At 53.0% G+C, this 22,547-nt stretch carries 31 protein-coding genes and 1 tRNA gene; 21 read left to right on the plus strand and 11 right to left on the minus strand.

Translation table 11 applies throughout. From position 1 onward, the window contains the following. Complete coding sequence (locus tag ACZ5ZS_RS07235; protein WP_188596904.1) at positions 1-306, minus strand: hypothetical protein; 306 nt, start codon at positions 304-306, stop codon at positions 1-3. A 141-nt stretch (positions 307-447) separates the two neighbouring features. Between ACZ5ZS_RS07235 and ACZ5ZS_RS07240 the strand changes: the two genes are divergently transcribed. From ACZ5ZS_RS07240 to ACZ5ZS_RS07260, 5 genes are all read left to right on the plus strand, one after another. Beyond that, positions 448-987, plus strand: a complete 540-nt coding sequence (locus tag ACZ5ZS_RS07240; protein ID WP_188596905.1) for a multiprotein bridging factor aMBF1 — start codon at positions 448-450, stop codon at positions 985-987. Next, complete coding sequence (hflX, locus tag ACZ5ZS_RS07245; protein ID WP_188596906.1) at positions 956-2,212, plus strand: GTPase HflX; 1,257 nt, start codon at positions 956-958, stop codon at positions 2,210-2,212. Before ACZ5ZS_RS07240 ends, hflX begins: the two co-directional genes overlap by 32 nt. A 337-nt stretch (positions 2,213-2,549) precedes the next feature. Then, positions 2,550-3,065: a hypothetical protein gene (locus ACZ5ZS_RS07250; RefSeq protein WP_188596907.1), complete on the plus strand. Its 516-nt coding sequence runs from the start codon at positions 2,550-2,552 to the stop codon at positions 3,063-3,065. A gap of 102 nt (positions 3,066-3,167) precedes the next feature. Continuing rightward, on the plus strand, positions 3,168-3,794 hold the full coding sequence (locus tag ACZ5ZS_RS07255) for a V-type ATP synthase subunit D (RefSeq protein ID WP_188596908.1): 627 nt from the start codon (positions 3,168-3,170) through the stop codon (positions 3,792-3,794). Further along, positions 3,791-3,943: a hypothetical protein gene (locus tag ACZ5ZS_RS07260; protein WP_188596909.1), complete on the plus strand. Its 153-nt coding sequence runs from the start codon at positions 3,791-3,793 to the stop codon at positions 3,941-3,943. The genes ACZ5ZS_RS07255 and ACZ5ZS_RS07260 overlap by 4 nt, the downstream gene beginning before the upstream one ends. A 98-nt stretch (positions 3,944-4,041) precedes the next feature. On the opposite strand, the gene ACZ5ZS_RS07265 is transcribed toward ACZ5ZS_RS07260, so the two are convergent. After that, positions 4,042-5,085, minus strand: a complete 1,044-nt coding sequence (locus tag ACZ5ZS_RS07265; protein ID WP_188596910.1) for a V-type ATPase subunit — start codon at positions 5,083-5,085, stop codon at positions 4,042-4,044. After that, entirely contained in the window at positions 5,082-5,402 is a 321-nt protein-coding gene (locus ACZ5ZS_RS07270) for a hypothetical protein (RefSeq protein ID WP_075059824.1), read from the minus strand. The genes ACZ5ZS_RS07265 and ACZ5ZS_RS07270 overlap by 4 nt, the downstream gene beginning before the upstream one ends. Before the next feature lie 127 nt (positions 5,403-5,529). Here ACZ5ZS_RS07270 and ACZ5ZS_RS07275 point away from each other — a divergent pair, with 127 nt between their 5' ends. The 11 genes from ACZ5ZS_RS07275 (at position 5,530) to ACZ5ZS_RS07325 (ending at position 12,674) form a co-directional block, all read left to right on the plus strand. Then, the gene (locus ACZ5ZS_RS07275; RefSeq protein ID WP_188596911.1) at positions 5,530-6,660 is read left to right on the plus strand and encodes a hypothetical protein; all 1,131 of its coding nucleotides are present in this window, start codon (positions 5,530-5,532) and stop codon (positions 6,658-6,660) included. A gap of 391 nt (positions 6,661-7,051) precedes the next feature. Beyond that, entirely contained in the window at positions 7,052-7,465 is a 414-nt protein-coding gene (locus ACZ5ZS_RS07280; protein ID WP_188596912.1) for a DsrE/DsrF/DrsH-like family protein, read from the plus strand. A gap of 10 nt (positions 7,466-7,475) precedes the next feature. Next, the gene (locus ACZ5ZS_RS07285; protein ID WP_188596913.1) at positions 7,476-7,712 is read left to right on the plus strand and encodes a sulfurtransferase TusA family protein; all 237 of its coding nucleotides are present in this window, start codon (positions 7,476-7,478) and stop codon (positions 7,710-7,712) included. Between the two features lie 6 nt (positions 7,713-7,718). Continuing rightward, positions 7,719-8,900, plus strand: a complete 1,182-nt coding sequence (locus ACZ5ZS_RS07290) for an NAD(P)/FAD-dependent oxidoreductase (protein WP_188596914.1) — start codon at positions 7,719-7,721, stop codon at positions 8,898-8,900. A 5-nt stretch (positions 8,901-8,905) separates the two neighbouring features. Continuing rightward, the gene (locus ACZ5ZS_RS07295; RefSeq protein ID WP_188596915.1) at positions 8,906-9,526 is read left to right on the plus strand and encodes a DUF1641 domain-containing protein; all 621 of its coding nucleotides are present in this window, start codon (positions 8,906-8,908) and stop codon (positions 9,524-9,526) included. 46 nt (positions 9,527-9,572) lie between these two features. Next, complete coding sequence (locus ACZ5ZS_RS07300; protein ID WP_075059828.1) at positions 9,573-9,779, plus strand: DNA-directed RNA polymerase subunit N; 207 nt, start codon at positions 9,573-9,575, stop codon at positions 9,777-9,779. A gap of 130 nt (positions 9,780-9,909) precedes the next feature. Further along, entirely contained in the window at positions 9,910-10,656 is a 747-nt protein-coding gene (locus ACZ5ZS_RS07305; RefSeq protein ID WP_188596916.1) for a DUF4129 domain-containing protein, read from the plus strand. Next, positions 10,617-11,243 (plus strand): ribonuclease HII, encoded by a 627-nt coding sequence (rnhB, locus tag ACZ5ZS_RS07310; RefSeq protein WP_229657742.1) that lies wholly within the window; start codon positions 10,617-10,619, stop codon positions 11,241-11,243. The genes ACZ5ZS_RS07305 and rnhB overlap by 40 nt, the downstream gene beginning before the upstream one ends. A gap of 56 nt (positions 11,244-11,299) precedes the next feature. Further along, a tRNA-Leu gene (locus ACZ5ZS_RS07315) sits at positions 11,300-11,387 on the plus strand. Between the two features lie 335 nt (positions 11,388-11,722). Then, complete coding sequence (locus ACZ5ZS_RS07320; protein WP_464858194.1) at positions 11,723-12,253, plus strand: hypothetical protein; 531 nt, start codon at positions 11,723-11,725, stop codon at positions 12,251-12,253. Continuing rightward, the gene (locus ACZ5ZS_RS07325; protein ID WP_464858196.1) at positions 12,222-12,674 is read left to right on the plus strand and encodes a hypothetical protein; all 453 of its coding nucleotides are present in this window, start codon (positions 12,222-12,224) and stop codon (positions 12,672-12,674) included. The genes ACZ5ZS_RS07320 and ACZ5ZS_RS07325 overlap by 32 nt, the downstream gene beginning before the upstream one ends. A 271-nt stretch (positions 12,675-12,945) precedes the next feature. On the opposite strand, the gene ACZ5ZS_RS07330 is transcribed toward ACZ5ZS_RS07325, so the two are convergent. The 3 genes from ACZ5ZS_RS07330 to ACZ5ZS_RS07340 all read right to left on the minus strand — a co-directional run bounded on the left by ACZ5ZS_RS07330 (position 12,946) and on the right by ACZ5ZS_RS07340 (position 16,023). Then, a complete protein-coding gene (locus ACZ5ZS_RS07330; RefSeq protein ID WP_188595436.1) occupies positions 12,946-13,581 on the minus strand; it encodes a hypothetical protein in 636 nt (211 codons plus the stop codon). A gap of 6 nt (positions 13,582-13,587) precedes the next feature. After that, positions 13,588-14,403, minus strand: a complete 816-nt coding sequence (locus ACZ5ZS_RS07335) for a hypothetical protein (RefSeq protein WP_188595437.1) — start codon at positions 14,401-14,403, stop codon at positions 13,588-13,590. 204 nt (positions 14,404-14,607) lie between these two features. Then, positions 14,608-16,023 carry a hypothetical protein gene (locus ACZ5ZS_RS07340; protein ID WP_229657592.1) on the minus strand — a complete coding sequence of 472 codons (1,416 nt, stop codon included), beginning with the start codon at positions 16,021-16,023 and terminating at the stop codon, positions 14,608-14,610. Positions 16,024-16,268: 245 nt separating this feature from the next. Here ACZ5ZS_RS07340 and ACZ5ZS_RS07345 point away from each other — a divergent pair, with 245 nt between their 5' ends. Continuing rightward, the gene (locus tag ACZ5ZS_RS07345) at positions 16,269-16,619 is read left to right on the plus strand and encodes a DNA-binding protein (RefSeq protein WP_188595438.1); all 351 of its coding nucleotides are present in this window, start codon (positions 16,269-16,271) and stop codon (positions 16,617-16,619) included. 13 nt (positions 16,620-16,632) lie between these two features. Here the strand turns inward: ACZ5ZS_RS07345 and ACZ5ZS_RS07350 are convergent, their stop codons facing one another. Further along, positions 16,633-17,046 (minus strand): metal-dependent transcriptional regulator, encoded by a 414-nt coding sequence (locus ACZ5ZS_RS07350; RefSeq protein WP_188595439.1) that lies wholly within the window; start codon positions 17,044-17,046, stop codon positions 16,633-16,635. A 161-nt stretch (positions 17,047-17,207) separates the two neighbouring features. Here ACZ5ZS_RS07350 and ACZ5ZS_RS07355 point away from each other — a divergent pair, with 161 nt between their 5' ends. Next, complete coding sequence (locus ACZ5ZS_RS07355; protein WP_188595440.1) at positions 17,208-17,708, plus strand: helix-turn-helix transcriptional regulator; 501 nt, start codon at positions 17,208-17,210, stop codon at positions 17,706-17,708. Positions 17,709-17,743: 35 nt separating this feature from the next. Here the strand turns inward: ACZ5ZS_RS07355 and ACZ5ZS_RS07360 are convergent, their stop codons facing one another. From ACZ5ZS_RS07360 to ACZ5ZS_RS07370, 3 genes are read right to left on the minus strand one after another with little or no spacing between them, the layout of a single operon-like run. Beyond that, complete coding sequence (locus ACZ5ZS_RS07360; protein WP_188595441.1) at positions 17,744-17,947, minus strand: hypothetical protein; 204 nt, start codon at positions 17,945-17,947, stop codon at positions 17,744-17,746. Then, positions 17,937-18,104, minus strand: a complete 168-nt coding sequence (locus ACZ5ZS_RS07365) for a hypothetical protein (protein ID WP_188595442.1) — start codon at positions 18,102-18,104, stop codon at positions 17,937-17,939. The genes ACZ5ZS_RS07360 and ACZ5ZS_RS07365 overlap by 11 nt, the downstream gene beginning before the upstream one ends. 5 nt (positions 18,105-18,109) lie before the next feature. After that, the gene (locus ACZ5ZS_RS07370) at positions 18,110-18,916 is read right to left on the minus strand and encodes a cupredoxin domain-containing protein (protein ID WP_188595443.1); all 807 of its coding nucleotides are present in this window, start codon (positions 18,914-18,916) and stop codon (positions 18,110-18,112) included. Between the two features lie 159 nt (positions 18,917-19,075). Between ACZ5ZS_RS07370 and ACZ5ZS_RS07375 the strand changes: the two genes are divergently transcribed. The 3 genes from ACZ5ZS_RS07375 to speD all read left to right on the plus strand — a co-directional run bounded on the left by ACZ5ZS_RS07375 (position 19,076) and on the right by speD (position 21,756). Then, positions 19,076-20,071, plus strand: a complete 996-nt coding sequence (locus ACZ5ZS_RS07375; protein ID WP_188595444.1) for an agmatinase family protein — start codon at positions 19,076-19,078, stop codon at positions 20,069-20,071. Further along, complete coding sequence (locus ACZ5ZS_RS07380; RefSeq protein WP_188595445.1) at positions 20,068-21,093, plus strand: pelota family protein; 1,026 nt, start codon at positions 20,068-20,070, stop codon at positions 21,091-21,093. Before ACZ5ZS_RS07375 ends, ACZ5ZS_RS07380 begins: the two co-directional genes overlap by 4 nt. Before the next feature lie 255 nt (positions 21,094-21,348). Next, entirely contained in the window at positions 21,349-21,756 is a 408-nt protein-coding gene (gene speD / locus ACZ5ZS_RS07385; RefSeq protein ID WP_188595446.1) for an adenosylmethionine decarboxylase, read from the plus strand. Between the two features lie 67 nt (positions 21,757-21,823). Here speD and ACZ5ZS_RS07390 read toward each other — a convergent pair whose 3' ends face one another. After that, entirely contained in the window at positions 21,824-22,525 is a 702-nt protein-coding gene (locus ACZ5ZS_RS07390) for a hypothetical protein (protein WP_188595447.1), read from the minus strand. Positions 22,526-22,547 lie beyond the last annotated feature (22 nt).

Consider the following 22,547-nt stretch of genomic DNA (forward strand, 5'->3'; position numbering starts at 1 on the left):
TCAACTGAAGAGCAGCTCCAATATTTTCAATCCTATTCTTTCTTCTCCCATTATCACCAAGTCATCGTTATCCTCAGAGAACTCCGCTATTAGCTTAGCCAGCGACTCCTCCGATGGCGCTCCCTCCTTAATCACCTCCCCGCCCCTATAGCCGTTGTCCTCGAACACAACTATTATCTTGTTTGAATAATACATGAACCTATACGCCGCGACGTTCTTTCCATCCTCAACTTTCTTGTAAAGTATGGCCGTTATGAGCGGCTCCGTCAATCCATGCCGGGTCCACTCGTAGTTCTTCAGTTTCATGATCCATCATTTCTGCATTGATTAAAATTGTTTACCCGTATATTCAATGGAATTACTTCCCAGTTCAGCGTTGGGGGGTCCCCATCATCAATGCTAACTTGGCTGCTCTGAAATGTTTTTAAATTGGCGGTGGTTCTATACATGATGGTAACTTGTGATATTTGCGGCAGAGAGACCAGCAACCCCGTCATAATGGAGATAGATGGAGCGTACCTGAACCTATGCGAGAGATGCGCGTCCAAGTACGCGAGCGCAAAGAACGCCAAGATAATTTCCGGGGTTGTGGGGCCGGTTAATCCCAGCGCAGCGCCTAGGATAGTCTCCTCGAAGCCTACGCCTCGGCAATCGCCGCCCAAGAAGAGTGGGATAAGCGTGAAGCAGGCAGATAGGTATGCCGTCGCAGAGGATTACGCCGATCTGATAAGAGGCGCGCGGGAGAACCTGGGAATGGATAGGACGGCCCTGGCCCGGGTCCTCGGCATAAAGGACAGCGTGCTTCGAAACATAGAGGAGGGCAAATTGGTTCCGGATATAGCGCTGGCCAAGAAGATGGAGAAGGTGTTGGGAATACAATTGCTGATCAGCGAGACTGAGGGCGGTGGCGTGGATTCCGGGGGATTCGACAGGGAGATAACCCTGGGGGACGTTGTTGAGCTCAGGAAAAAGGAAGGCAGCAAGTAGGAACGCCATCTTATTGATGGCAGGTCCCGGCAAGGATGGTAAGGAAGGCGAATTCGCTGAGCTAGCCAGGGCGGCGGGCTATAACGTAGTTGACGTGATCCGCCAACGCAGGACCATCGATTCCAGGTTCTACGTGGGATCGGGGAAGTTAATGCAAGTAAAGCAATTGATGGCTGACCGCGGCGTGACGCATGTAATAACCTATGACAAGCTCAAGCCCAGCCAGTTCAATAACCTGCGCAGGGAGTTGAAGGTCAACGTGATGGATAGGGTCCAGCTAATACTGGAGATATTCAACGAGAGGGCGGGCGACATGGAGTCTAAGCTGCAGGTGAGGCTGGCCGAGCTCTACAACCAGCTCCCCTTGCTGAGGGAGTACGTGAGGCACGCCAAGAGGGGGGAGCAGATAGGATTCATGGGATTGGGCGAGTACGCCATAGATGCATACTATAAGCACGTGTTGAAGCAAATAGCCGTGATAAGGAGGAGACTGGATGAGTTGATGATTGCCCAGGCCGATAGGATTCGTCGCAGGAAGGAAGTGGGCATGCCTCAAGTAGCCATAACGGGTTACACGATGGCCGGCAAGACGAGCCTCTTCAATTTGCTGGCTAGGGAGTCCAAGGGAATAGATGGGAGGCCCTTCGCCACCTTATCCACATACTCCAGGCTAGTGAGCTTTCACGGTAAGAGAGCCATCTTGACGGATACCATCGGCTTCATAGATGATCTGCCGCCGCTCCTTATAAAGTCATTCTATGCCACGATAAGCGAGGTGACCTATGCTGATGTGGTTCTGCTGGTCGTGGATGCGAGCGAGGAGGATGCAGAGATTAAGCGCAAGCTATCCGTGTCCCTTAATGTGTTCGATTCCCTAGCCGTCAATAGGCAGAGGGTGTTGGCCGTGATGAACAAGATAGACCTATTATCGCCCGCTGATCTGTCCCGCATTAATGGCTTGGCATCCAGGTTCGGCTTGAGGTTCGTGGATATATCAGCGAAGATGGGAATAGGCATTGATGAGCTCAAGTCTATAGTGGGCGAAATGTTAGAAGATTACGTCACGGTCAAGCTGAGGGGCGACGTGCCTGAGTGGGCGTTTAAGGTTGCCACCGTGCTTGGATCCGATGGGGACGGACTTACGCTGCTCATCAATAAGGTGTACCTGCCTAAACTATCCAAGGAAGCCAAAATAGAATTGATTAGAAATGACGTGAGTGATTAGTAAGTATGAAAAGATTTTTGGTTAATTATGTATTAAAATTTTTATATAATATATGGAATATCGTTGTGGTGTCTTTTTCAAGTGTTTAACGTTATCCAAGACCCTAGTATAAATATTCATGTTTAATATTAATTTAAATGAATGTGATGAGATTGGTATGGAGTTTAGATAAATATTGTAAAGATAGAGTGGGAGCGATTTGATGGATTTTAGAATAATTTATAATTATATTATTTTATCGACGGCTAGCCTGGATATATATCTACTTTCATTTTTATGTATGCAAAATGTGCAATGCACGGACGGCTTTTATCCATCTTAGGCAACGCATATATTCATGGACGTGAAGCTAATCTTAGTCAATGAGTGCACGTTTAATTACATAGCGGAGGAGATCAGGTACTTGGATGCAATCCTGTCCGGGGACAAGTCCCCCCCAGCCGTGCGCCGTGCCCGCCACTTCTCCAAGATGGGATTATTGAGGGGACGGGCCCTGGCGGGAGATCCAATAGTGGTGGCCACGTACGACGTCGACGGTCTCTCCATAAGGTTGAGGGAATTGCTGGTGATCCACCGCTCCAGCGCGGGGAGACTCATGATATTCAAGTCCAGGTGCAAGTCATGCACGGGATGCGGCTTGCTTCAGGCATGTACATCCATAATAAAGGACGTGGCCCGCGAGTTCGACATAGATGATCTGAGGGGGCTGTCTCCCAAGGAATTGGCGAGCGACATGTTGAATAAATTGCTCGATAGATCCAAGGGAATGGTGGCTACAGTCAACATGAGGCAGGCCCAGCGTCCTCGTCCCAAGTATGATGGGAAGATAAGGCTCGTGGAGAAGGTTAGGTGAGCAAGCGGCTTGGGCAATCGCATCAATGAATGGTCACATGATGGCCCGATCATGGGCGAGACGCGGGTTAAATTTATATTTTCCAAGTTATGAAGTTGAGCAATGTCGGTGCTAGGCAAGCCGCTTCCCTCCAGGCTGACGCTTCTCAAGCTGAGGGAGCAGGGAGTGCTGTATAGGAATGTTAAGCGAACGGTGGAGGACGCCAGGAACGCCACAATTCAGCGGGTGAGGACCATAATACAGAGGTTGGAGGAAACCAGGAAGCGCGCCTACGATTACGTCATGGCCGTCTCCCAGCTTTATGGCTTGGCCGAATCCAAAATGGGCCCCCACCAATTATCCCTGCTGGCCTCTTTCGTGAAGCCGACCGCCCAAGCGTCTCTGGTAACGAAGGACTTCGGCGGGATAAAGTTCACCACGCTGGAGTTGAGGGGTCTGGCGTCGCCTAATTATAGCATGTTCGGAACGGACTCCGTGCTCGATACGGCCATGTATAAGCTAATGGACGGCTTCAACATAGTGCTTGAGTACATAAACCTGCAGGGACTGTTTGAGATGCTGCTGGCCAGGATAAAGGAATATCAAAGGATGATAAATGCTATAGGCAATGTCCTGCTGCCCAGGATAAACGATTCCATAGCGTTCATAAGGCTTGCGCTGGATGAGGAGGAGAGGGAGGACTTCGTGAGGAGAATAATTATAAGCAGACTATTAGGTGGTTCCCAATGAGTCTGGAGAAATCCATAAGCGAGGAGGCGGGCAAGGCCATTGAGGAGGCCAAGAAAGAGTTATCCCAGGCATTGGGGGCAAAGAAGGCCGCAATTCTTGAGGAACTGGATAAGTATAAGCAGAAGATAATGGAGAAGGCCCGCCAATGAAACATTATGGGCCGCGAGCCCGTTAAATCCTTCCCTGAAAGGATGAATCCCGGCATTGTTTCAGTTCGGAATGATTCCCGAATCAAGGAGGCCGTGAATCATAGTAGAATGAAGAGTTCCTGCCGGATGTCCCTCGATATGTTGAGCTTCACCATGTTGAACATGGATGCCACCATGTCTCCCTCCAAATCCCTCGCGTGGGAAATTATCAATGCAGCCCCCGGCGAGAATTCCGTGTACTTTCCGAAGACCTCCCTGGCCCTCCGGGACATGTAGGAGTAATACGAGGCGTGAAGCAGCCTCACTATATCCGTTAAGTCGGCTTGCCTCACTACTGCGAGTATGTTGGCGATTATGGGATGTTGAGACACCGCCTCTATTAGTCTACCGGGGTCCTCCGGCGGTATCTTGTACGCGTAGCCATACTTTACCTTCATGTCCTCCACCACTTGCGGCTGCAGCTTCCACAGGGTACCCCTCAACAGTATGTTTAAGTTGTAGAAGTCAACCATGTCCGTAATCACCTCCTTGAGGGATTCATCATCCCTCACATAGCGCGTCAGCGCCTCTATGTATGAAGACTCGAGCAATGTGTCCAGTATAGCTAACTGAATTTCTTGGTGGTTATGAATGAGCTCCAGCGCCTTAGCGAATGCCTTGTACGCCATGTGATTCATGGCCCTCAATCTATCGGCCAAGTCGTTAAGATTGGATGCGCTCATTAAATCCGCGATCACGTGCCTCCTCCCAAGCGCCTCCTCTATGGACATGTTGAGGCCGGCCTCCAGGCTCCTCCTGTCCATTCCCGCCATCATGCCCTTAGCTATTGATTTTATGTTCTCCACCTCGAACTTCATCAAGTAATCGCCGAGCGCCATGCGGACAAGGAATGGAGCCGTCCTGGCGACTCCGTATACTTCCCTAGCCGCATTCTCCCTCACCCTCAACGCGAATTCCTGAGTGGAGACGTCCTTACCTAGCTTGGCCACCACGGGGGAGTAGGAGGTATTTGCAAGGTAGGAGAGGAACTCGTCCAGCGATGACGTGAAGAGGAGGTTCTTTATGGTAGCCATGCCGAGGAGCTTGGATTTCAGGAACCTAACCCGTGGGCCCAGGTAGGGGTACTTGGATACAACGCTCATGAGAATCCCAGCAGGGACATGACTTGATCGACTGCCTTCTTGGTTATGGCTTCCCTTCGACTCCTCAGCCTCTCTATTTTCTTGGAGTTCTCCTCGACGTACTTCCTCACCTCCTCGGCCGCGCGGGAGTCTATGCTCTCCCTGTACTCGCTTATCAATTGCGATATTTTCCTGCTCAAATCATCGCTCATCCTGGACTTAATGGAGGAGAGCAACTCCTCCATCTCCTTCTCAGCCTCCTTCTTCCTGCTATCGATGGCGTCCACGGCCTCATCCAAGTCCTTCATTACGCCGTACAACCGCTCCAGGGACGACATATAGCCAACTGGTCGCCTAGTCGCTTTTAAGCTTAACCCATGATAGGGCAATCGCAATTCCAACCTGTAATTAACTGCCTAAATGGTGGGTGGAAAATTAAATAACGCGTGCGATAGCCCTCACGAGATGGATATAGCTCTGCTGGATGATTGTAGGGACAGGTTTGTGCCCATATCATACACCACGCCAACTCCCTTCCTGATAACGGGCGGTCTCAGGTTGGTGGAGCACTGGATGATAAGGCTCGGCAAGGGGGTGGGGCTTGACTTGGCCATGCAGCTGGACGAGGCCGAGCTTCATTTGAGCCGCAACGAGCTGCTGCTTAGCAAGTGGTGGGGGTACGAGCCCCGCCTCTCCCCTAATTCATCTACATCAATCTCCGCCTGCGTTCTCCCAACCAATGAGACCGTGGCTAAGGTCATGGAATACGTGGAGCGCGGCGCCAGGGTTGTTTGCGGCGGCGAGGAGTTGATTCACGGGGACGGCGAGGCCGTGGAGGACTGCTCGCTGCCTGTTCTCAGGGGCGCCTGGGACTTGATTAAATTCAACCACGAATTGCTGCTGGAGACGATACCGTTGCTGGGCAGGGGCGACGTGGTTTCCGTGGACTCCAAGATACGCGATGCTCACTTGGACACATCAAGCGGGCCGATAGCCGTGATAGGGGCTAATATAGTGAACCCGGTCAGCATCAAGGGGCCTGCGCTGGTGGGACCTGATTGCGAGCTTCAATCGTTCACGTTACTGAGGCCGGGCTCGGTCTTGTACTGGGGCAACGTGGTTGGAGGCGAAGTCAAGAACAGCGTATTGGATAAGGGAAGCAGGAAACCGCATCACGGCTACTTGGGCGACTCCTACCTGGGCAAGTGGATAAACCTGGGAGCCGGCACCTCCGTGTCCAACCTGAAGAACACGCTAGGCCATGTTAGGTTCATGGGCAGGGATACCGGCATGAGTAAGTTGGGCCCCATAATCGGGGACTGGGTTCGCTCCGGCATCAACTCCAGCATAATGACGGGCAAGGCGGTGGGACCCGGCTCGCACGTATATGGATTGGTGAGCATCGATGTGCCCCCCTTCGTCTTCTTCAAGAACTATGGGGAACCCGTGATGAGCCAAGTGAATGCCGACAAGCTGGGAGAGATAATTCGAAGATCGGCGGACGGAGATGAGAGGGAGGCGCGGTTGGCATCCATGGTCTACGAGGCGACGGGCAAGTTGAGGATCGGCATAGGTAAGTTCAACTTCAAGCTGTGACTCCCACCAACCTCCTCACCGCCTTGAGGGGCTGGGGTTCCCGGGGTCTTGGGGTTTACTCTCCTTTAGGGCTACTCGTTGCTTCATCGCGGCGGTCGGCATTGTGGGGGTACACCCCCGCTCCCAAGAATCAACCGCCGAAACAATTACACACTTAACAAAAACATAACCCCACCTTAAAAGGCAAGGCTTATCCTCTCTATCATGGTGGTGCGCCCCTTCCCGCTCTCTTAATCATTGTCTTGGTTTCTCGGGCTAAGGGTATTTCCGTTGGGGAATTTAATGTGTTCTTTTTAAAGGCTATTTATAAATTTTGTTAATGATAAATGGCACAGGCCCGCTTATATTGGCAAAATAGAAGTAATACAGTGTAAGTATACGTGCGATAGGTATGGGCGAGAACAAGAAGATCGGCATGGTCGTGTTTTCCGGGACGGAGGATAAAATGATACCCGTGGGAGTGATCTCCCAGGGGGCGGCGGCGATGGGTTACGACGTCCTCATATTCTTCACGGGGTGGGCCATGTTCAGGCTCCTCAAGAAACCCATAGAGCCCAGGTGGCCCAAGGAGTTTGAACAGATGGTTCCCTCGCTGGTGGATGGGATGAAGAGGATAAAGGCGCCCAGTTGGGTGGACATGTTGAGGCAAGCCAAGGAGATGGGCGCCAAGGTGTATGTGTGCTCCATGATGTCCCAAGCAGCGGGTCTCAGGAAGGAGGACTTCGACTCATCCCTGGTGGACGACGTGGTGGGCGTAGCCGCGTTCCTGGAGATGGCGGAGGGAGGCCAAGTGCTCTTCATATGAGGTGACGCGCGTGACCCAGCCAAGCAGGATCGTCGATGCAAGGGGCCTCTCGTGCCCCGGTCCCATAACCGAGCTGGTCAAGGCGTACAGGAACTCCAGGGTCGGCGACGTGATAGAGGTGCTGGCCACCGATGAGGGTTTCAAGCAGGACGTGCAGGCGTGGATAAGGAAGACCGGCAATGAGTTGTTGGAGTTGAAGGAGGACGGCGGCGAGATAAGGGCATTGATAAGGATAACCAAGAGATGAAGAGGTATGAAGAATATAGTGATAGTGGGCGGCGGGGCCGGCGGCGCTATGCTGGCCAACAGGCTGCCCAGCGATGAGTTCTCCGTCACCTTGATCGATAAGGAGGGGTATAACTACTACCTTCCATGGCTCCTCTACACGGCGTTCAAGGGCTCGAGGAGGAATATAAAGATGGATCTACAACGCTTAATAAAGCCGGGCGTGAAGCTGATCAAGTCCAGCGCGACGGCCATCAACCTAAACGACAGGTGGGTGGAGCTCTCGGACGGACGGAGGCTGGGCTACGATTACTTGGTGATAGCGACGGGGGCCAGCGTCGATTACTCCAAGATAAACGGCCTACGCGACGTGGTGGCCAAGTACGGCAGTTACTACTCAACGGAGGATGAGGCGTTGAGGGTTTGGAGAACGCTCAACTCCATCAAGGAAGGCACAATAGCCATAGTCGTGGCGGATCCAAAGCACCGCTGTCCGCCATCCCCAATGGAGGGGGCATTCCTGGCGGAGGAGTTCATTAGAACCCGGGGGCTTAGGGATAAGGTGAAGATAGTCTTCGCGACCCCGTACCCCCGTCCCTACCCGGCCGAGCCCATGAATGAGGTGGTGGAGCCCATAATGAGGGAGAGGGGGATCGATATAATCGATTTCTTCACAGTGGATTACGTGGAGCCGGACAAGCAAGTGATACGCTCGCTGGAGGGGGATGAGTTGAAGTACGATGCGGCCATAATCGTGCCTCCCCACGTGGGGGTTGGCATAAAGTACGGCCCGGAGGACGTCGTTGATGAAGATGGATTCGTGCTGGCCGATAAATTCACGAATAAGGTGAAGGGGTTCGACGACGCGTTCGTGATAGGCGATGCCTCGGCGTTGCCCGTGGCAAAGACGGGAGTGACGGCTCACCTCCAGGCAGGAGTGGTGGCTAGGATATTGATGGGGGAGGACGCTAAGAACACGGGCAGGACCAATTGCCCATTCGACTTGGGGTATGGGCTGGGCACGTTCGTGATAGGGGATTACTACAGCCCCGTGGTCAAGTACCCCCCGAACAAGGTGAATCACTTGATGAAGATGGCCTTCGCATCCATTTACTGGGACATGATAAGGCACCCGGAGCTGTGGGACCCCATATTCGACGCGTTCTTCGAGGCCACCAATCCATCAACGTTGAAGGGGATATACGGGTGACCCCCGTGGCATCAATCGATATAGACGAAGAGATGGAGAGGCTCCTATCGCCCCGCACAGTGGGGCTGCTGGGCAAGATGGTTGACCTCTTGAGAAAGCTGGACGAGGCCGGCATCCTAGACGCGATCTCCAGCCTGGCAGCCAGCGACGTAGTGGGGGAGCTCGCCAAGGTTCTCCTCACCACGGACCTGGTGAGGCTCCTCAACGGCATCGATAACCTGCTCAGGCTGGCGGGGGAGTTATCCGATGGAGAGGCTGTGGATTCCATAGAGAAGCTGCTGGGCCTGGCCAAGGCGTTGAATAGATTGGGAGTGCTGGACTCCCTGGAGGACTTGGCTGGTAACCCCGAGTTGTTGGTGGACGCATCCAAGGCATTGTTGGGCACGGGGTTCATACACTTGCTCAACAACTTGGACGAGCTCAACAAGGCCTTGACGGCCATCGACTTCAAGGCCCTCGCAAGCTTGATGGATGCCTTAATGAGGGGACTGAAGGCGGGAGCAGGGCCACAGGACTCGCTGGGGCTAATCAAGGCGGTCCTATCCAATGACGATGCCAAGAGAGGATTAGCCGTGGCCATAAACGTTCTCTCCAAGCTGGGAGCAACAATCGCCCCGCCTCAATGAATTCATCTCAAAAAGTTTAAAAAAGCTAGGTCCTATTCTCACGCAAATGATAACTCCTGTTAGGTGTTGGACGTGCGGCAAGCCGTTGGGCCATTTATGGGAGCCCTTCCGCAAGAGAGTGGCGGCTGGAGAGGATCCAGGCAAGGTCCTCGACGACCTTGGGCTCACCAGATACTGCTGTAGGAGAACAATGCTGGGCCACGTGGAGTTAATAGACTCCATCTTGCCTTACAATAGAATGGAAAATCCATGACTTGATACGTGAATAATTAAGATTGAGCTGAAGTAGGGTCGACCCTGCCTCCTTGGGATTGATGGGCTTGCCCCTACCGGAATGCTTAATGGGCTTAGGTATATTAACGCTGCAAGCCTCCTAGCCGGCAATGCACCGCCCGCCTCTGCCCTTGATTGTGATAGCGGTGATTGCCTTGGCCTGCATCGCCTCAGCCCAGGAACTGCTTCCGGTTAACGGCACCGCCGAGGTTAACGGCGTCACGATTTACAGAGTAAACGGCGGGACCGTTATGGTGTACGGCTCGAGCGGCGTATTGATCGCCAACGGCTCTATGTACTTGGTCACGGCGTATAAGGAACCGGGGGGATTATTGATATACGGCGGTCCCTCCCAGCAAACCGCTCCCCAGCCCAGCGCCGCTCCCGCCCCGGTCCCCCACCGCGCGGTCAGTCAAGCCGGCCGGGGAAGGACTCCTGCCCCGCTTAATCCCCCGCCGTCCCCCACCGGCGGTGTTAGGCCCTCATCCTCCAATCCCCCCGCCTCGCCCGCTCCACGGCTTTCTCCGCTGATGATATCCTACCTATCCCTTTCTCCGCTGATCTCGGCCACCGCGGTGGTTTCGCTGTTGGTTTGGAGGGAGGGGAGGCGTAGATGCATTGATCAGGAGATGAGGCGGTTAGTGGATTGGTTAGGCGCGCGTCGCCCATCGTTGACTCCCCGGGAATTGGTGGGGGAGGCGCCGCCGTGGGCCGTGGAGGCCGTGTCGCGGGTCGTCGACGTGTACGAGGCCTACGTTTATGGAGGCGTGCCCATTGAGTGCGCGGAGTTTAAGAGGGCGGTTTCGGAGGCTATGAGGTGGAGGCCGGTATCGATGAGGCGGGCCGCGGACCTGTGATTGGGCCCATGGTTATAGCCATCGTGGCCGTGGACGATCAAGGCAAGCTGCGGGCACTGGGGGTGAGGGATTCCAAGAAGCTCTCGCCGGGCAGAAGGAGGTACTTGTTCGGCGAGGTAATTAGGCTGGCCAGCTGCGCGAAACACGTGCTGGTCCCCCCGGGGGAGATAGATAGGTACGTTGTCGCTAATCAATTGAATGAGTTGGAGATGGAGAAAATGATAGAGCTCATCCAATCATGTAATGCCGACGTCGTTTACGTGGACTCGCCCGATCCAAAGCCCGAGAGGTTTGGGAATAGGCTGGAGGCGGCGACGGGGAGGCGAGTGATCGCCATGAACGAGGCCGACGCATTGATACCCGTAGTCTCGGCGGCCAGCATAGTGGCCAAGGTAATCAGGGATGGAGAGATAGACAAGTTAAAGAAGCAGTACGGCGACTTCGGCAGCGGCTACCCAAGCGATCCCAGGACCACGTCCTTTTTAGCGTCGTGGGTGAAGGAGCACGGCACCCTACCTCCAATAGTGCGGAGGACTTGGAAGACTGTGGATAGACTGCTTGGGGGAATGGATAAATATCTGACCTGAGGCCCATCTGGGGACGGGGAATCCTTTAAAAACGCCTCCAGGCAAAGCCAATATGGGCGGGGGTGCCCGAGCATGGTCAAAGGGGGCGGACTCAAGATCCGTTGGCGAAGGCCTGCGTGGGTTCAAGTCCCACCCCCCGCACCATCCTAGGAATGGAACATGTCATGATCCACAGTGCACCTCATCACAGTAGGTTAATATATTGGACTGCATAAATGACAGCAGCGGTCAGCCGCAGCCTCTATAATGGTGAGCATTACCTTAATCGACCCATTTTAAGAGATGGGCGCCGTTAATGAGGAAGCCGTCGATCAATTCATCGCCAAGCCACGCCTCCCCACCGGGAAGCGAGGATCCCGTCTCCTCGAATGAGCTAGGGCCAGACCTTCACTGCACCCAAGGTAACGCCTCCACGCCATAGGCGAGTCTGCACCGCAGACCTCCATCAACGCTTATAAGCAATCACGAGACCTCACCCCATGCGCAGGGGCTACTTGCTGTACGCGCTAGCGGCGGCGATAGCGACGCTGGCTGTGGCGCTGCTAGCGTCGGGCGCCCTTGCGCCCAGCCTAACAGTGGAGACGTATGTGCACGGCAAGCCCGTAAACGCGGAGGTGCAGGTGCTCGCCCTTCTCCCGCCCGGCTCCCCTGACCCCATCGTGGAGGCGTGGAACGGCACGTCAAGCAACGGGGCCGCGGAGGTGCCCCTATCCGCCCTATACGGCGTGGCGAGGCGGTGGGCCGCTGAGGGCTTCGGGGACACGCGGGTGGGGATCGAGGTCATCATAACGTACACCAACGGGTCCACGGCGTGGTACGGCATGCACTTCACCACCTACGAGCCCAACGCAGTGATAGGCGAGGAGGAGAACCCGGTGAACGCGGTGGCGGCCGCCGTGGGGGGAGGGTGGAGGATGGTCACCCAAGCAAACGACAGCATAACCATAGAGCCCCGCGGGCATCCTTGGCGACGTGTTGATGGCGCAGCTGCCCATCGCGTACGCGCATGATGGGCACTCCTTCTACCCGCCGCTCACTGGAGTATACGTGGAGCCGCCTCAATTTGGATATTATTGCTATTCCAGCACGGCCACGTCCGTGGGGCCGGGGGGCACGGTGGTCGATTACACATGCGCGCCGCCGAATAGTTGGACAGGCTCCGTCTCCGCGTTCATAGGCTCCTCCCCCCTCACTGTGCCGGGCGGGCCCGTCACGGTCAGCGTCACCGGCCCGAACAACTACTCCGCCTCCTACTCCTTCCCCATGAAGCCCCACGAGCCCCTCTCGATAAGCACCCCCCTGCCGCGCATGGCGGGGTCATACACCATAACTGCCTCCTATGAACCGTACTTCACTCCCCATGGCACAATATACTACGATTCATCCTCTGCATCCACTACAGTCAACGTAGATGTGGTTATCTGCCGTTGACAGTTCTCTTTGATGAAGCTAATTGAAGTTCAGTTTTAGTGTCTTCAAAAAATCTTTTTTCATTCCTTAATAGAGTCCCTGTTTTCCTTCTTGGGAGCTTCAATGCATTCAATAATTCACCGCTCCAGATCATCGAGGACAGCCCTAATCCAGAAGCGAAGCTTCCGTACCCATAATTTTCACGCCCTTACGAGCTATTCATTTATCATTGGATTTCGCCGCCGGCGTCCTTAGATGAGGTGATATGCCCGTCTGTTGGGCGGTCGGCTGGTCATGAATTGTGGAAGAACAGTGGCTTTTCCTCCGTCGTGTGGGGCGGTACCTCGCCCAGCGTTGGGTAGCCGCACTGCGGGTAGTACGCTAAGTTGTTAAGCAGCGTGCCCGTGACTGGTCTAAGGATGGTTATGTTGATTGCAGTGCCTGATGAGTTGGTGCCATAAATGGCGGCGACCAATGCGTAGGCGCCTGGCCCAAGGGTTGTGTTCAGCCAAGTCGGGCCATTGCCGGTCACGCACGTTATGTACCCGTAATTATCCTTTGGGATGAAGTCTCTATTCATAGCCCCGAAGAGGAGCGAATCGCCTGTAGTGATGGGGGCTATGCATACGTAGGTGGAGGGCCTTAAGTAGTACTCGCTGGTTATGTAGTAGGTGCCGTTGATCGCGAACTCAGTCATAACGCTGCCAGACCCACCGCCGAGGGGCACCTCGTTACCTTGCGGGGCGAACGGCGTGAAACCAATGTGCTTGGGCAGCATCGGTGTTTTGCAGAGCACCAAGCCTAGGACTCGCGCGATCCCGCCCGCGTAGTAAGCGCTTAATCCATAGACGGTCAATCCAATGACAGTTAAAACGCCAAATAGAATTGCCAGGAAAAGGCCCAGCTCGATCTTAATTATGTGAGCCATAATGGTTCACTGGCACTGTCCTAGGTATTCAAACGCATATGCTGGTCCTTGACCACCGGCATATGATATATCCCATATATAGCCTTGCGGCAGATAATAGGTCCATGAGTTCGTCGTCGATCCCTGTATCTCGATGGACCCGCTGCTATCATAACCATTTATGGAAACACCGACGCCCGCAATCAATAACGTGGAAGATGATTGCGATACGGCGAGGATCGCAGGGCTAGCGCATGTGCCGTAGTTCGCCAATAGATTGTTGCTGAAGCCATTGTTGAATTGAATAGAGTAGTAGCCGTTATAATATATTTGATTTGGTTCATTGATATCGGAGGCCGTGCCATTGGGCAATATTGGAATGGATCTAAAAGTCGGTGGGTTGGTGGCGCTGCCTAGATCCTTGGCAACATATGGCTGGCTACATGGGTAATAACCTGCAATTATTGGGATAAGCTTCGTGTTGTAAATGCCCCACTTATCAAGCCTGAAGAGACCGATTGCTTCTCCATTATTCGCGTAAATCGTCTGCGATAATGTAGTTGAGGCTTGGCTAGTTAAGGTGAGGGGTCCCGAACTAAAGGTGTAAGTAGCTGTGTAGGATACGCTCTGCGCCGCACTTGCACTGCCTGGATACGGTGAGTTCAGTAATATTACCGGCGTCCAGTATACCCCCTCAGCCACCATGGATCCCAATCCACATTCATAACCGCCGAGGGCGGGTGAGGAGGATGCCACGGCCGGGATTGCATGTATAGATGTGAGCATTGCAATTATTATAACAGCTATTCGTAATAATCTAATATTATGTATTTTTATCTTCATTAAAATTAAATATAGAATTACTTTATAAATATTATAGCAAGTCTGTGAAACAGACCAAACTGCAATGACCCCCCTCCCCCATTTGAGTCGGTCGTAGTCTATGCTGGAAACGGATGAGTGATTGGTCTGGTTCAATTATTTACTGCCGCGGCATTCAAGAAGGATCGATTATTTGTTGACTATGTGAGTGAGGTGGGCAGTTAATTATTTGGCCAGTTCGTAATAGCCCGATGAGTTCACGTTGTAATACGTCAAGTCCCACGTGGGCGGCGCATCCAGCTCGAACGGTATCATGTAGCTGGGCGGCGGCGTCGATACGGTGCCGTTTATCAAGGTAATCCGTATGTTGAACATGGTTCCATTAAACACATAATCCTCTATGGGGTAATTCGTGTAGGCATATTGGAACTCCAGCTGACTATACGTGGCGTAGAACGGCGTTCCGTTATAAGGTATGAAATGAATCCATGCTTGATCCGTGTTGTAATCGTATATCTCGAACATGATTTCCTTGGCGCTCGCGTTGTAGAATATAGTCAGCTTGAGCAGGGTATTGTTGGGGGTGGGTATTCCCGATAGTACGGCTGGATTCATCGTGGATTCATTGAAGAAGTAATGCGCGAAGCAGTTCTTGCCGGGCACGTACCACGGCGCTATGGTGCCGTTGGGGTCCAGGTCCACTCCTATTTGGAAGAAGCCGACGCAGGATGACCTGGTGGCTCCATAGTAATTCATGGCGTTTATCTGGAAGCTGAGGATGCCGGCTTGGGGCGACTCCCAATGCCTTAACAAGACTAGCGTCGTCAAGTTATAGAAGGGCGGCAATAGGGACGCCAATAGCCCGGAGCCTTGCCCGTAACCCTCCATGTTGTTGTACTTCTGCAAGTAAGTAGGTATCTCCAGGCTGGTCACCACAACGTTGCTGTAGTAGGCGGTGCCGTTGGTCGTGATGATGGCGGCTGTGTAGTAATTCCCTGCCTGGGGCACGGCCACCTCGGCTGGGGGCATGTATGTGCCGTCGACGAATACCTGCATTACCCAGCCCGCCGACTTATTGCTGGGCGAGGCGGCGTCGTACACGTTAACCATGAGTAGGACCCAGCCCGGCGGGTATAGGGAGTCCGTTAGGTTGGAGAGCGATTCTATTGGCCTTAAATCCGTTAGGTTGGGACCGGCCCATACGTATCCATTGGAGACCCCCACCACGGCCACAGGCGCATAGCTTCTATTCACTAATCCGAAGAACCCGCTGCCGGAGCCGTAATTTATGGCCACCTGGAACGATATGAATTGGTCCCCAGCGACCACTAGGCCCGGCTTAATTATGTCGATCTGAGGCGTGGAGGATGCAATTGATTCAAGGGATGGCTCGCCCCAGTAACTAGGTTCTTGAACTATTGCGGGCGCTGCGCCCGTTATGGGCTCCACGCCGTAATAGCTCAACGGCTTGCCCACGTACTCGAAGTCGGCAACGTAGGTGAAAGCCCCCTGAAGCGATGCCGCAGGAGCGAGCCTGGGCACGTGAATAGGGCTTCCGCGTGGAGTGGCATGAATTGATGCTAATGCAATGGAGAGGATTATTATGCCGGCCATCCATGCGATTTTATGTATTTGCATCATAGTAATGCATAGATGCTATAGCATTTTTATTCTTTGTGACTCAGATATTTATCTATTAGCCTAAGGCTTGATATTTTACAAGTAGATAAACATTATTCATATATTAAGTTTAATGCTTTGTCGGGAGGCCATCCAAAGCAGCGATCGGTTCGGGGTCTATTTATGGGGATATATTATAATTGAACATACCTATAACGGAGCCACGATGCGAAAGCCTTATAATTATTTCCGGCTTCCTTACTGGCATGGATGATGAATTGAGGTTGCTTAAGTTGAAGAAAATGATGGAGCTAATGAAGGCCGCAAAGCCCGGCGGGTCGGGGAAGGAGTTAAGCGATAGTGATGCTGTGAATATAGTGAGGGGGATGGTAGTGGGAGATAGGGGCGCGGAGATAATAGATAAGGCGATTAGCCTATACGACGGCTCGGTCCTTCCCCTTTTCAAGTACTTGGCCGAGAAGAAGATGTCGGGCGGCATTCAAAGCATTAGGGACGACGAGCTCTATGCCCTGCTGGACAACATGGGATTCCACATCCCGCTGGACACCAGGATAAGAATAGTTAGGCATGGGAGGGAGGAGAAGCTGGGCGATTAATGCACTAGCCCAATCAGCTTTGGCTCGGCGACTCTATTGGGAGGCCGTGGGGGCACTTGCTGGGCTTTCCCAAGCTATCGAACAACCGCTCCACTACCTGTATGGGAACGTACTCGTCGAACTGGGATGCCAGATTGCACGCCTCCTCATCCGTGAATCCCAGGTTCTTCAGCCACGTCTCTATTATCCTGTGGGAGCTGAGCAGAAGCGATACTGCCTTCCTTCCCTCATTGGTCACGGTGACCCCATCGACGTCCTTCTCCACCAAGCTCTTCTTCTCCAAGTGATTGACCTCCTCGTAGGCGCTGGGCGGCGATACTCCTATGCTCTTGGCTATCTTGCTTATGGATGCCTTGCCGCTCTCCTCGCTTAAATTCATTATTACTAAGAGGTATGAGAGTTCTCTCCTGCTTATTGAGGGAAGCATATGCAAACTACGGATGTGCTATATAAAAACCTAACCTATGTTCTCTCCCTCTCCCCCCTCTTCCATTGTCTGGTTAATGGCTTTGCGCTTGACGTGGGGGTTGAAAAACTACCGGCCCCGCTGCGAAACGCCTATAAGCATAGCCTCCGCAATCGATTGTAATGTCGAGTAACCACTCCAACTCGTTGGCCGCGGCAGTGCTATTGATAGGTGCATTGTTCATAACGGTCTCCATCATTGCGATGATCGGCGCTTTATATATGTATAGATACTCGAACTTCGAGTACATGGGCATGATGCGCGGCATGTCATTCTATGCATTCGTAGTTCCCATTCCATTCTTAATAATTGGGATCGCGATAGTGGCATACTCCCTCACGTCTATGCGGTCAAGGCCCGCGACCTCTCTTGTCGAGACGGCATCACCCCCCTCCTTCCCAGACGATCAAGTGCTTAAGCTGCTGCCTGAACAGGAGAGGAGAGTGGTGGAGTACTTAATGGAGGCAGGGGGAGAGGCTTTCCAATACAAAATGGCTCGAGACCTATCCCTGGATAAGGTCAAGTCTTGGAGGATAATAAGGAGGCTGGAGGAGAAGGGGTTGGTTGAGGTTGATAAAGTAAAGGGCAGGAACCTGATTAGATTACGCAAGCACCCCGCTTAGGCCCGCGCTGGCCATGGCTTGATCAAGCAATGGCCCTACCTCAACACGCCCATTCGCTTCAAGGCCCAGGCTATGAATATCAATATGAATGCTAAGACCAGTAGAAACAGGAAGAACCACAGCACTCCCAGAAGCATCATCGGACCGGGCCCCCAATAACCCCATCCCCAGGGCCCCCACCACATCATGCCAAACCATTGAATGAGCAGGGATGCGATCAGCGCCAGCTCAATGATCATGCCCATCACCTCTCGACTTCTCCATAAGTAATTGCCTCAACAATTCCACCTCGGCCTCCAGCTTCTCCACCCTCAACCTTAGAGTCTCGACTTGGTGCCTTAACTCATCGTCGGATCCATGGCTGGAGCCGTGATCCATCATATGGGGCATGCACATGCGGATCATCTCCCCCCAACCGGCTCTACGATTATCTCGCCATACATTCCCTCCTCCGCGTGCCCCGGATACGTGCACACGTACCAATAAATGCCTGGGTATTCCATCACGAGCGAGTAGGAGTAAGAGGCGGCGTATCCCTCACCATAGTTGGCCGGGGGCAGCCATTCCATATTCACCATCATGCCGGGCCCCATCTCCGTCCCCCTGGCAACGTAGGGCATGGAGTAGTACGGGTAGGGAGGCGGGGCTGTGGTCACAATGAAATTATGATACATATCGTCGTCCAGGTTTATGAAAATTACATGAATGACCGCGCCCTCCGGCACGACTATCGTCGGATTGATTAGTCCATAGATCACGAATACATCCCCCCTGGAGTAGCTGGGAGGGGGCGAGCCGGTCATGTTCTCGGCATCTCCTCCCATCATGGCTGCTACGACCAAGGTAACGTTGCTGGAGCGGAACACTATTGTATCGTTGCTCCGAAACTCCAGCGCGCTCCTCGGCGCACTCATCGCTAGAGTTAAGGCTTCATTTATGGAGTACTCGCCGAACGAGTAGTAGCTGGGGTACCCGTACTGATTGCCGTATGGAGTAGGTGCACCCCCTACCACGCCCGGGTACCCGTATCCCCACATATACCCCATCATGCCGGGCCCATAACCATATGGATTATTGACGTAATTTGAATTTAAGGGGTACCCGTGGCCGTAGGAGCCGTACCAGTACCAGCCAAGGACTAAATATGCGATCGTCGCCAAGACGATCGCGCCCGCGAGGGCCACCACCAACATGGTCTTTGTCTTCATATTGCCACCGCGCTAGCTTCCGAGTTTCATTGATAAAAGGGATAAGTGAAACCCACTTCATCCTCCTGATTCTATTGATTGGTTGCGATTTGGTTTCGCGTTGATGAAACCTAGCCTAAAAGGACCCGGCGTGAAGGTTATGGCTGGAGCTGGCTTTACGTGATTGATTATTTGAGGGGAGAGTCGCTCAATGGGCTTGGGACAATAATTTATAAATCGACCATAGAGCCGCTCTGCATGGCTTTGGATCTATATGCCTACAAGAATTCGTCCCTCTTCGGAGGAAGCTGCGGCCCCGGCTCTCTTCACGTTATGGGCGCGCCTATGGAGGATACGCTGTCGTACAGGCCGGGCACTCGATTCGCGCCGGAGGAGCTCCGTCGGGTCAGCAAGTACATAGAGACCACGCCCACCCAGTACCTAGGCATTCGGGTCCCCAAGATAGTGTGCGACGTGGGCGATCTCGCCCTGTCCCAGGGAGCTCCCGAGTTCAATCTCTCTATTATAGAGAGATCGGCGGAGGACGCATTGAGGCGGTGGGGATTCATAGCCACCATAGGGGGGGAGCACACGGTCTCCCTCGGCGTTGCCCGAGCCATAGGCAAGGTATATGGCAGGCTCGGCGCATTCGTGCAAGTGGATGCGCACTTGGATTTAAGGAAGGAGTGGGCCGGCCAATCCCTCTCCCACGCCACGTTCGCGCGGATAATAAATGAGGAGTTGAGGCCCAGCTACGTGAATGTGGGCTTTCGTGGGTTTGACGATGATGAGAGGGATTTCCTGGAATCAATAAATGGATTGGGCTTCACGTCGTTCGACGTGGCGAAGCTCCCGAACCGCGCAATAGTGAATGCGATAGAGGAGAGGTTGGGCAAGGTCGATGGCCCCGTTCATCTATCCATAGACGTGGACGCGTTCGATCCATCCATAGCGCCTGGGGTAGGCAATCCGGAGTCCGGCGGGCTGAGCTACGCCGACGTTTACTCCGTGGTCAGGGCGGTCATAGATGCGGCCGGCGATAAGTTGGTGGCCGTGGATATAATGGAGTACTCGCCTCCCAATGACGTGAGCAATATGACTGCGGTGTTGGTGCTAAAGCTAATGCTGGATATATTTAACTTAACCGCTTGGCGCAGGACTTGTGGGAGCAAATGAGAATTGAGTATGGGAGGGACTACGTCGACTTGACGCCGGAGTTCGATGAGGACCTGTTCATTCTTTACTTAATAATAAATGAGGGGGACGTGATTTATTCCTGGACCGTCAGGGAGATCCGTGGAAAGGAGGGGGAGAGAGGGGAGCGAGAGAAGGTTTACCTAGGCTTGAGGGTGATAGATGTGGAGTACCATGAATTCAGGGAAGGAATGAGGATAAGGGGGGTTATAGTGAATTACCCGGAGTGGTTGGAGGGAGCTGGGGGTAGCCATCATAGCGTGGACGTCGTGAGGGGGCAGACGCTTAGATTCGTCAAGCAGATAGACAGGGACTTCCTGGAATCCCTCATCAAGGCATTCAGCGGTAACCTGAGGGTGTTGGTGGCCTCCATATCGGTCGAGGAGACCGCGTTTGCCTTGATGTCGAGGATAGGCATAAGGATGCTGGGAACAATGCCCAATAAATCACCCCCATCAAAGAGGGCGGGCTCTTACGAGTTGACGGCGTACCTCCGCGACGTGGGGGTGAATCTGTCCCGGTACATTGGCCAGACGAAGCCATCGCTGGTCATGTTGGCGGCTCCATCCATGCTCCTCGACTCGGTGAAGAAGAGCATTGCATCGCTTGCGGTTCCCGTCAAGTACGTGGCGATCCATGAGGGGGGCATTACAGGCATAGGGGAGGTGCAGCGGCTCGGCGTGTTGGAGGAGATGGGAATAGAGCTTGGAAGCAATTCCATGGATGAAGTAATGAGGCGTTTATCGCGGGGCTCTGGGGATGTGGCGATAGGCATGGATGAGGTGAGGACAGCCGCCGAGCAAGGAGCCATAGAGAGGTTATTGGTGGAGGAATTGTTCTTTAAGGAGAATGCCAAGTCTCTTCAGGGCATTATTTTATCCTGCATAAGGGCCGGCGGCACTGTTTCCATAATACCCAAGGGCTCCGAGGCCGGGCAGCGGTTGAGGGGTCTGGGAGGTGTGGCTGCTCTCCTGAGGTTTGAGTTCTTCCTTAAAGGAAATTGAATAATAATCGTGTTGGCATGGGAGCCGTCGCTTCCGGCATGGTCGCTGGAATGTTCTGATTCAGCTTGTATTAAACAAACAAAAGAATTATTTAATATAGATCATGAATTATATAATATATATCAAATAATGCGTTCAATATTTACTGGAAATAAAGCAAAGATAAAAAATATTATTCCCCTCTATATCGGCTGGACAAATTGGGGTTAGGCTTATAAACCAATCCGGAAGGAGTCTAAATGGGCATAAGCAGAGATGTCCCAACAAGAAACGTATCTGGAACCGAGAACGCGAAGTGCAACCAATGAAGGCGTAATAGGGTGGCATGTGTTCGGCGAGATATGGGGAGTAGATCCTAAGGTGCTGCAAGACGAGGGATACCTTCGATCCCTTGTCATAGAGGCGGCTGAGGTAGCAAACATGCACTTGGCCGAGGTACGGTCTTGGCGATTCGGGGGCGGCGATAAGGGCGGTGTCTCCGTGATCGCCCTGGTGCTGGAGAGCCACATAGCAATCCACACTTGGCCGGACCACTCGTATGCCACCATAGATGTATATACATGCGGTGGTCACTCCCTTCCATGGAGGGCATTCGATCACTTAATAGGAAAATTAAGGCCGGAGAGATTCACCAAGACGATAATAAATAGATCCAGCCAGTAATGGGACATTAATTCTAAACAATAATCAATTATTTTTATTAAATTCAATTTCAATTGATTTTAATTAATCATCCATGCAATTCATTTATAACGGCGGTGACGGAGCTCGATTGAACCGCGAATGGAGTCACCGATCCCTGGGGGTAAATGGCCTCCGTTAAATTAAAGGAAGCATAGGCAGGCACCCCACTATCGTATAGGCAATTCATATTACTCGCGTCCACTGCCTCCACGCCGTACACGCTGGGCGCCGTAGTGTTTAATCCATTTATGTAGCAATAAGCATTGTTGCCAAGCACGTTTATTGTGCGGGTGTAGTTGTATTGAGTTATGTTTAGCACCGCCAATATGCCGTATATTGGGGACGAGACGCTGGATGCCGGTTCAGGCTTGCAGGTCTGTGTTCCGTTGGTGAAGGTTATGCATACCTTATAATAGCTGGAATTTATTGGGCTGGCGGATTCCGTGGTGGTGTTTCCATTCTGGGTTATTGATATGGAGAAGGAACCGCTGGATTGATTGTAGGCGACGTACATTATATTGGATTGATTGGCCACTATCGTATTGTTCTCCACCAACAGGGTCCTTATGTGGAAGGTATAGTCCGCTCCAAATGATGTTGAGTTGAATTTGCTTAGCAGATCCACGTACTTGGGCTTACCCGCCGCAACCCCGCCCACCTTATTAAGGTGAAGCACGAATATGGCGGCCACGACGACTATGGCTACCACAATTATGACGGCCACCCCTATTGCTATGTTCTTGTTCACGTTTATCGGAAACGCATGGAAT

Source organism: Thermocladium modestius (assembly GCF_055398215.1).

Bases quoted from the DNA above. Each gene is read 5' to 3' on its own strand.
- ACZ5ZS_RS07365 (WP_188595442.1), bottom strand. From the start codon at position 18,104: ATGTGCATGCCCCATATGATGGATCACGGCTCCAGCCATGGATCCGAC.
- ACZ5ZS_RS07240 (WP_188596905.1), top strand. From the start codon at position 448: ATGATGGTAACTTGTGATATTTGCGGCAGAGAGACCAGCAACCCCGTC.
- ACZ5ZS_RS07255 (WP_188596908.1), top strand. From the start codon at position 3,168: ATGTCGGTGCTAGGCAAGCCGCTTCCCTCCAGGCTGACGCTTCTCAAG.
- ACZ5ZS_RS07380 (WP_188595445.1), top strand. From the start codon at position 20,068: ATGAGAATTGAGTATGGGAGGGACTACGTCGACTTGACGCCGGAGTTC.
- ACZ5ZS_RS07335 (WP_188595437.1), bottom strand. From the start codon at position 14,403: ATGAAGATAAAAATACATAATATTAGATTATTACGAATAGCTGTTATA.
- ACZ5ZS_RS07370 (WP_188595443.1), bottom strand. From the start codon at position 18,916: ATGAAGACAAAGACCATGTTGGTGGTGGCCCTCGCGGGCGCGATCGTC.
- ACZ5ZS_RS07325 (WP_464858196.1), top strand. From the start codon at position 12,222: ATGGCGCAGCTGCCCATCGCGTACGCGCATGATGGGCACTCCTTCTAC.
- speD (WP_188595446.1), top strand. From the start codon at position 21,349: ATGTCCCAACAAGAAACGTATCTGGAACCGAGAACGCGAAGTGCAACC.
- ACZ5ZS_RS07270 (WP_075059824.1), bottom strand. From the start codon at position 5,402: ATGTCGTCCCTGGAGCGGTTGTACGGCGTAATGAAGGACTTGGATGAG.
- ACZ5ZS_RS07305 (WP_188596916.1), top strand. From the start codon at position 9,910: ATGCACCGCCCGCCTCTGCCCTTGATTGTGATAGCGGTGATTGCCTTG.
- ACZ5ZS_RS07320 (WP_464858194.1), top strand. From the start codon at position 11,723: ATGCGCAGGGGCTACTTGCTGTACGCGCTAGCGGCGGCGATAGCGACG.
- ACZ5ZS_RS07290 (WP_188596914.1), top strand. From the start codon at position 7,719: ATGAAGAATATAGTGATAGTGGGCGGCGGGGCCGGCGGCGCTATGCTG.
- ACZ5ZS_RS07280 (WP_188596912.1), top strand. From the start codon at position 7,052: ATGGGCGAGAACAAGAAGATCGGCATGGTCGTGTTTTCCGGGACGGAG.
- ACZ5ZS_RS07360 (WP_188595441.1), bottom strand. From the start codon at position 17,947: ATGATCATTGAGCTGGCGCTGATCGCATCCCTGCTCATTCAATGGTTT.
- ACZ5ZS_RS07300 (WP_075059828.1), top strand. From the start codon at position 9,573: ATGATAACTCCTGTTAGGTGTTGGACGTGCGGCAAGCCGTTGGGCCAT.
- ACZ5ZS_RS07250 (WP_188596907.1), top strand. From the start codon at position 2,550: ATGGACGTGAAGCTAATCTTAGTCAATGAGTGCACGTTTAATTACATA.
- ACZ5ZS_RS07340 (WP_229657592.1), bottom strand. From the start codon at position 16,023: ATGATGCAAATACATAAAATCGCATGGATGGCCGGCATAATAATCCTC.
- ACZ5ZS_RS07265 (WP_188596910.1), bottom strand. From the start codon at position 5,085: ATGAGCGTTGTATCCAAGTACCCCTACCTGGGCCCACGGGTTAGGTTC.
- ACZ5ZS_RS07355 (WP_188595440.1), top strand. From the start codon at position 17,208: ATGTCGAGTAACCACTCCAACTCGTTGGCCGCGGCAGTGCTATTGATA.
- ACZ5ZS_RS07260 (WP_188596909.1), top strand. From the start codon at position 3,791: ATGAGTCTGGAGAAATCCATAAGCGAGGAGGCGGGCAAGGCCATTGAG.
- ACZ5ZS_RS07350 (WP_188595439.1), bottom strand. From the start codon at position 17,046: ATGCTTCCCTCAATAAGCAGGAGAGAACTCTCATACCTCTTAGTAATA.
- ACZ5ZS_RS07330 (WP_188595436.1), bottom strand. From the start codon at position 13,581: ATGGCTCACATAATTAAGATCGAGCTGGGCCTTTTCCTGGCAATTCTA.
- ACZ5ZS_RS07275 (WP_188596911.1), top strand. From the start codon at position 5,530: ATGGATATAGCTCTGCTGGATGATTGTAGGGACAGGTTTGTGCCCATA.
- ACZ5ZS_RS07345 (WP_188595438.1), top strand. From the start codon at position 16,269: ATGGATGATGAATTGAGGTTGCTTAAGTTGAAGAAAATGATGGAGCTA.
- ACZ5ZS_RS07235 (WP_188596904.1), bottom strand. From the start codon at position 306: ATGAAACTGAAGAACTACGAGTGGACCCGGCATGGATTGACGGAGCCG.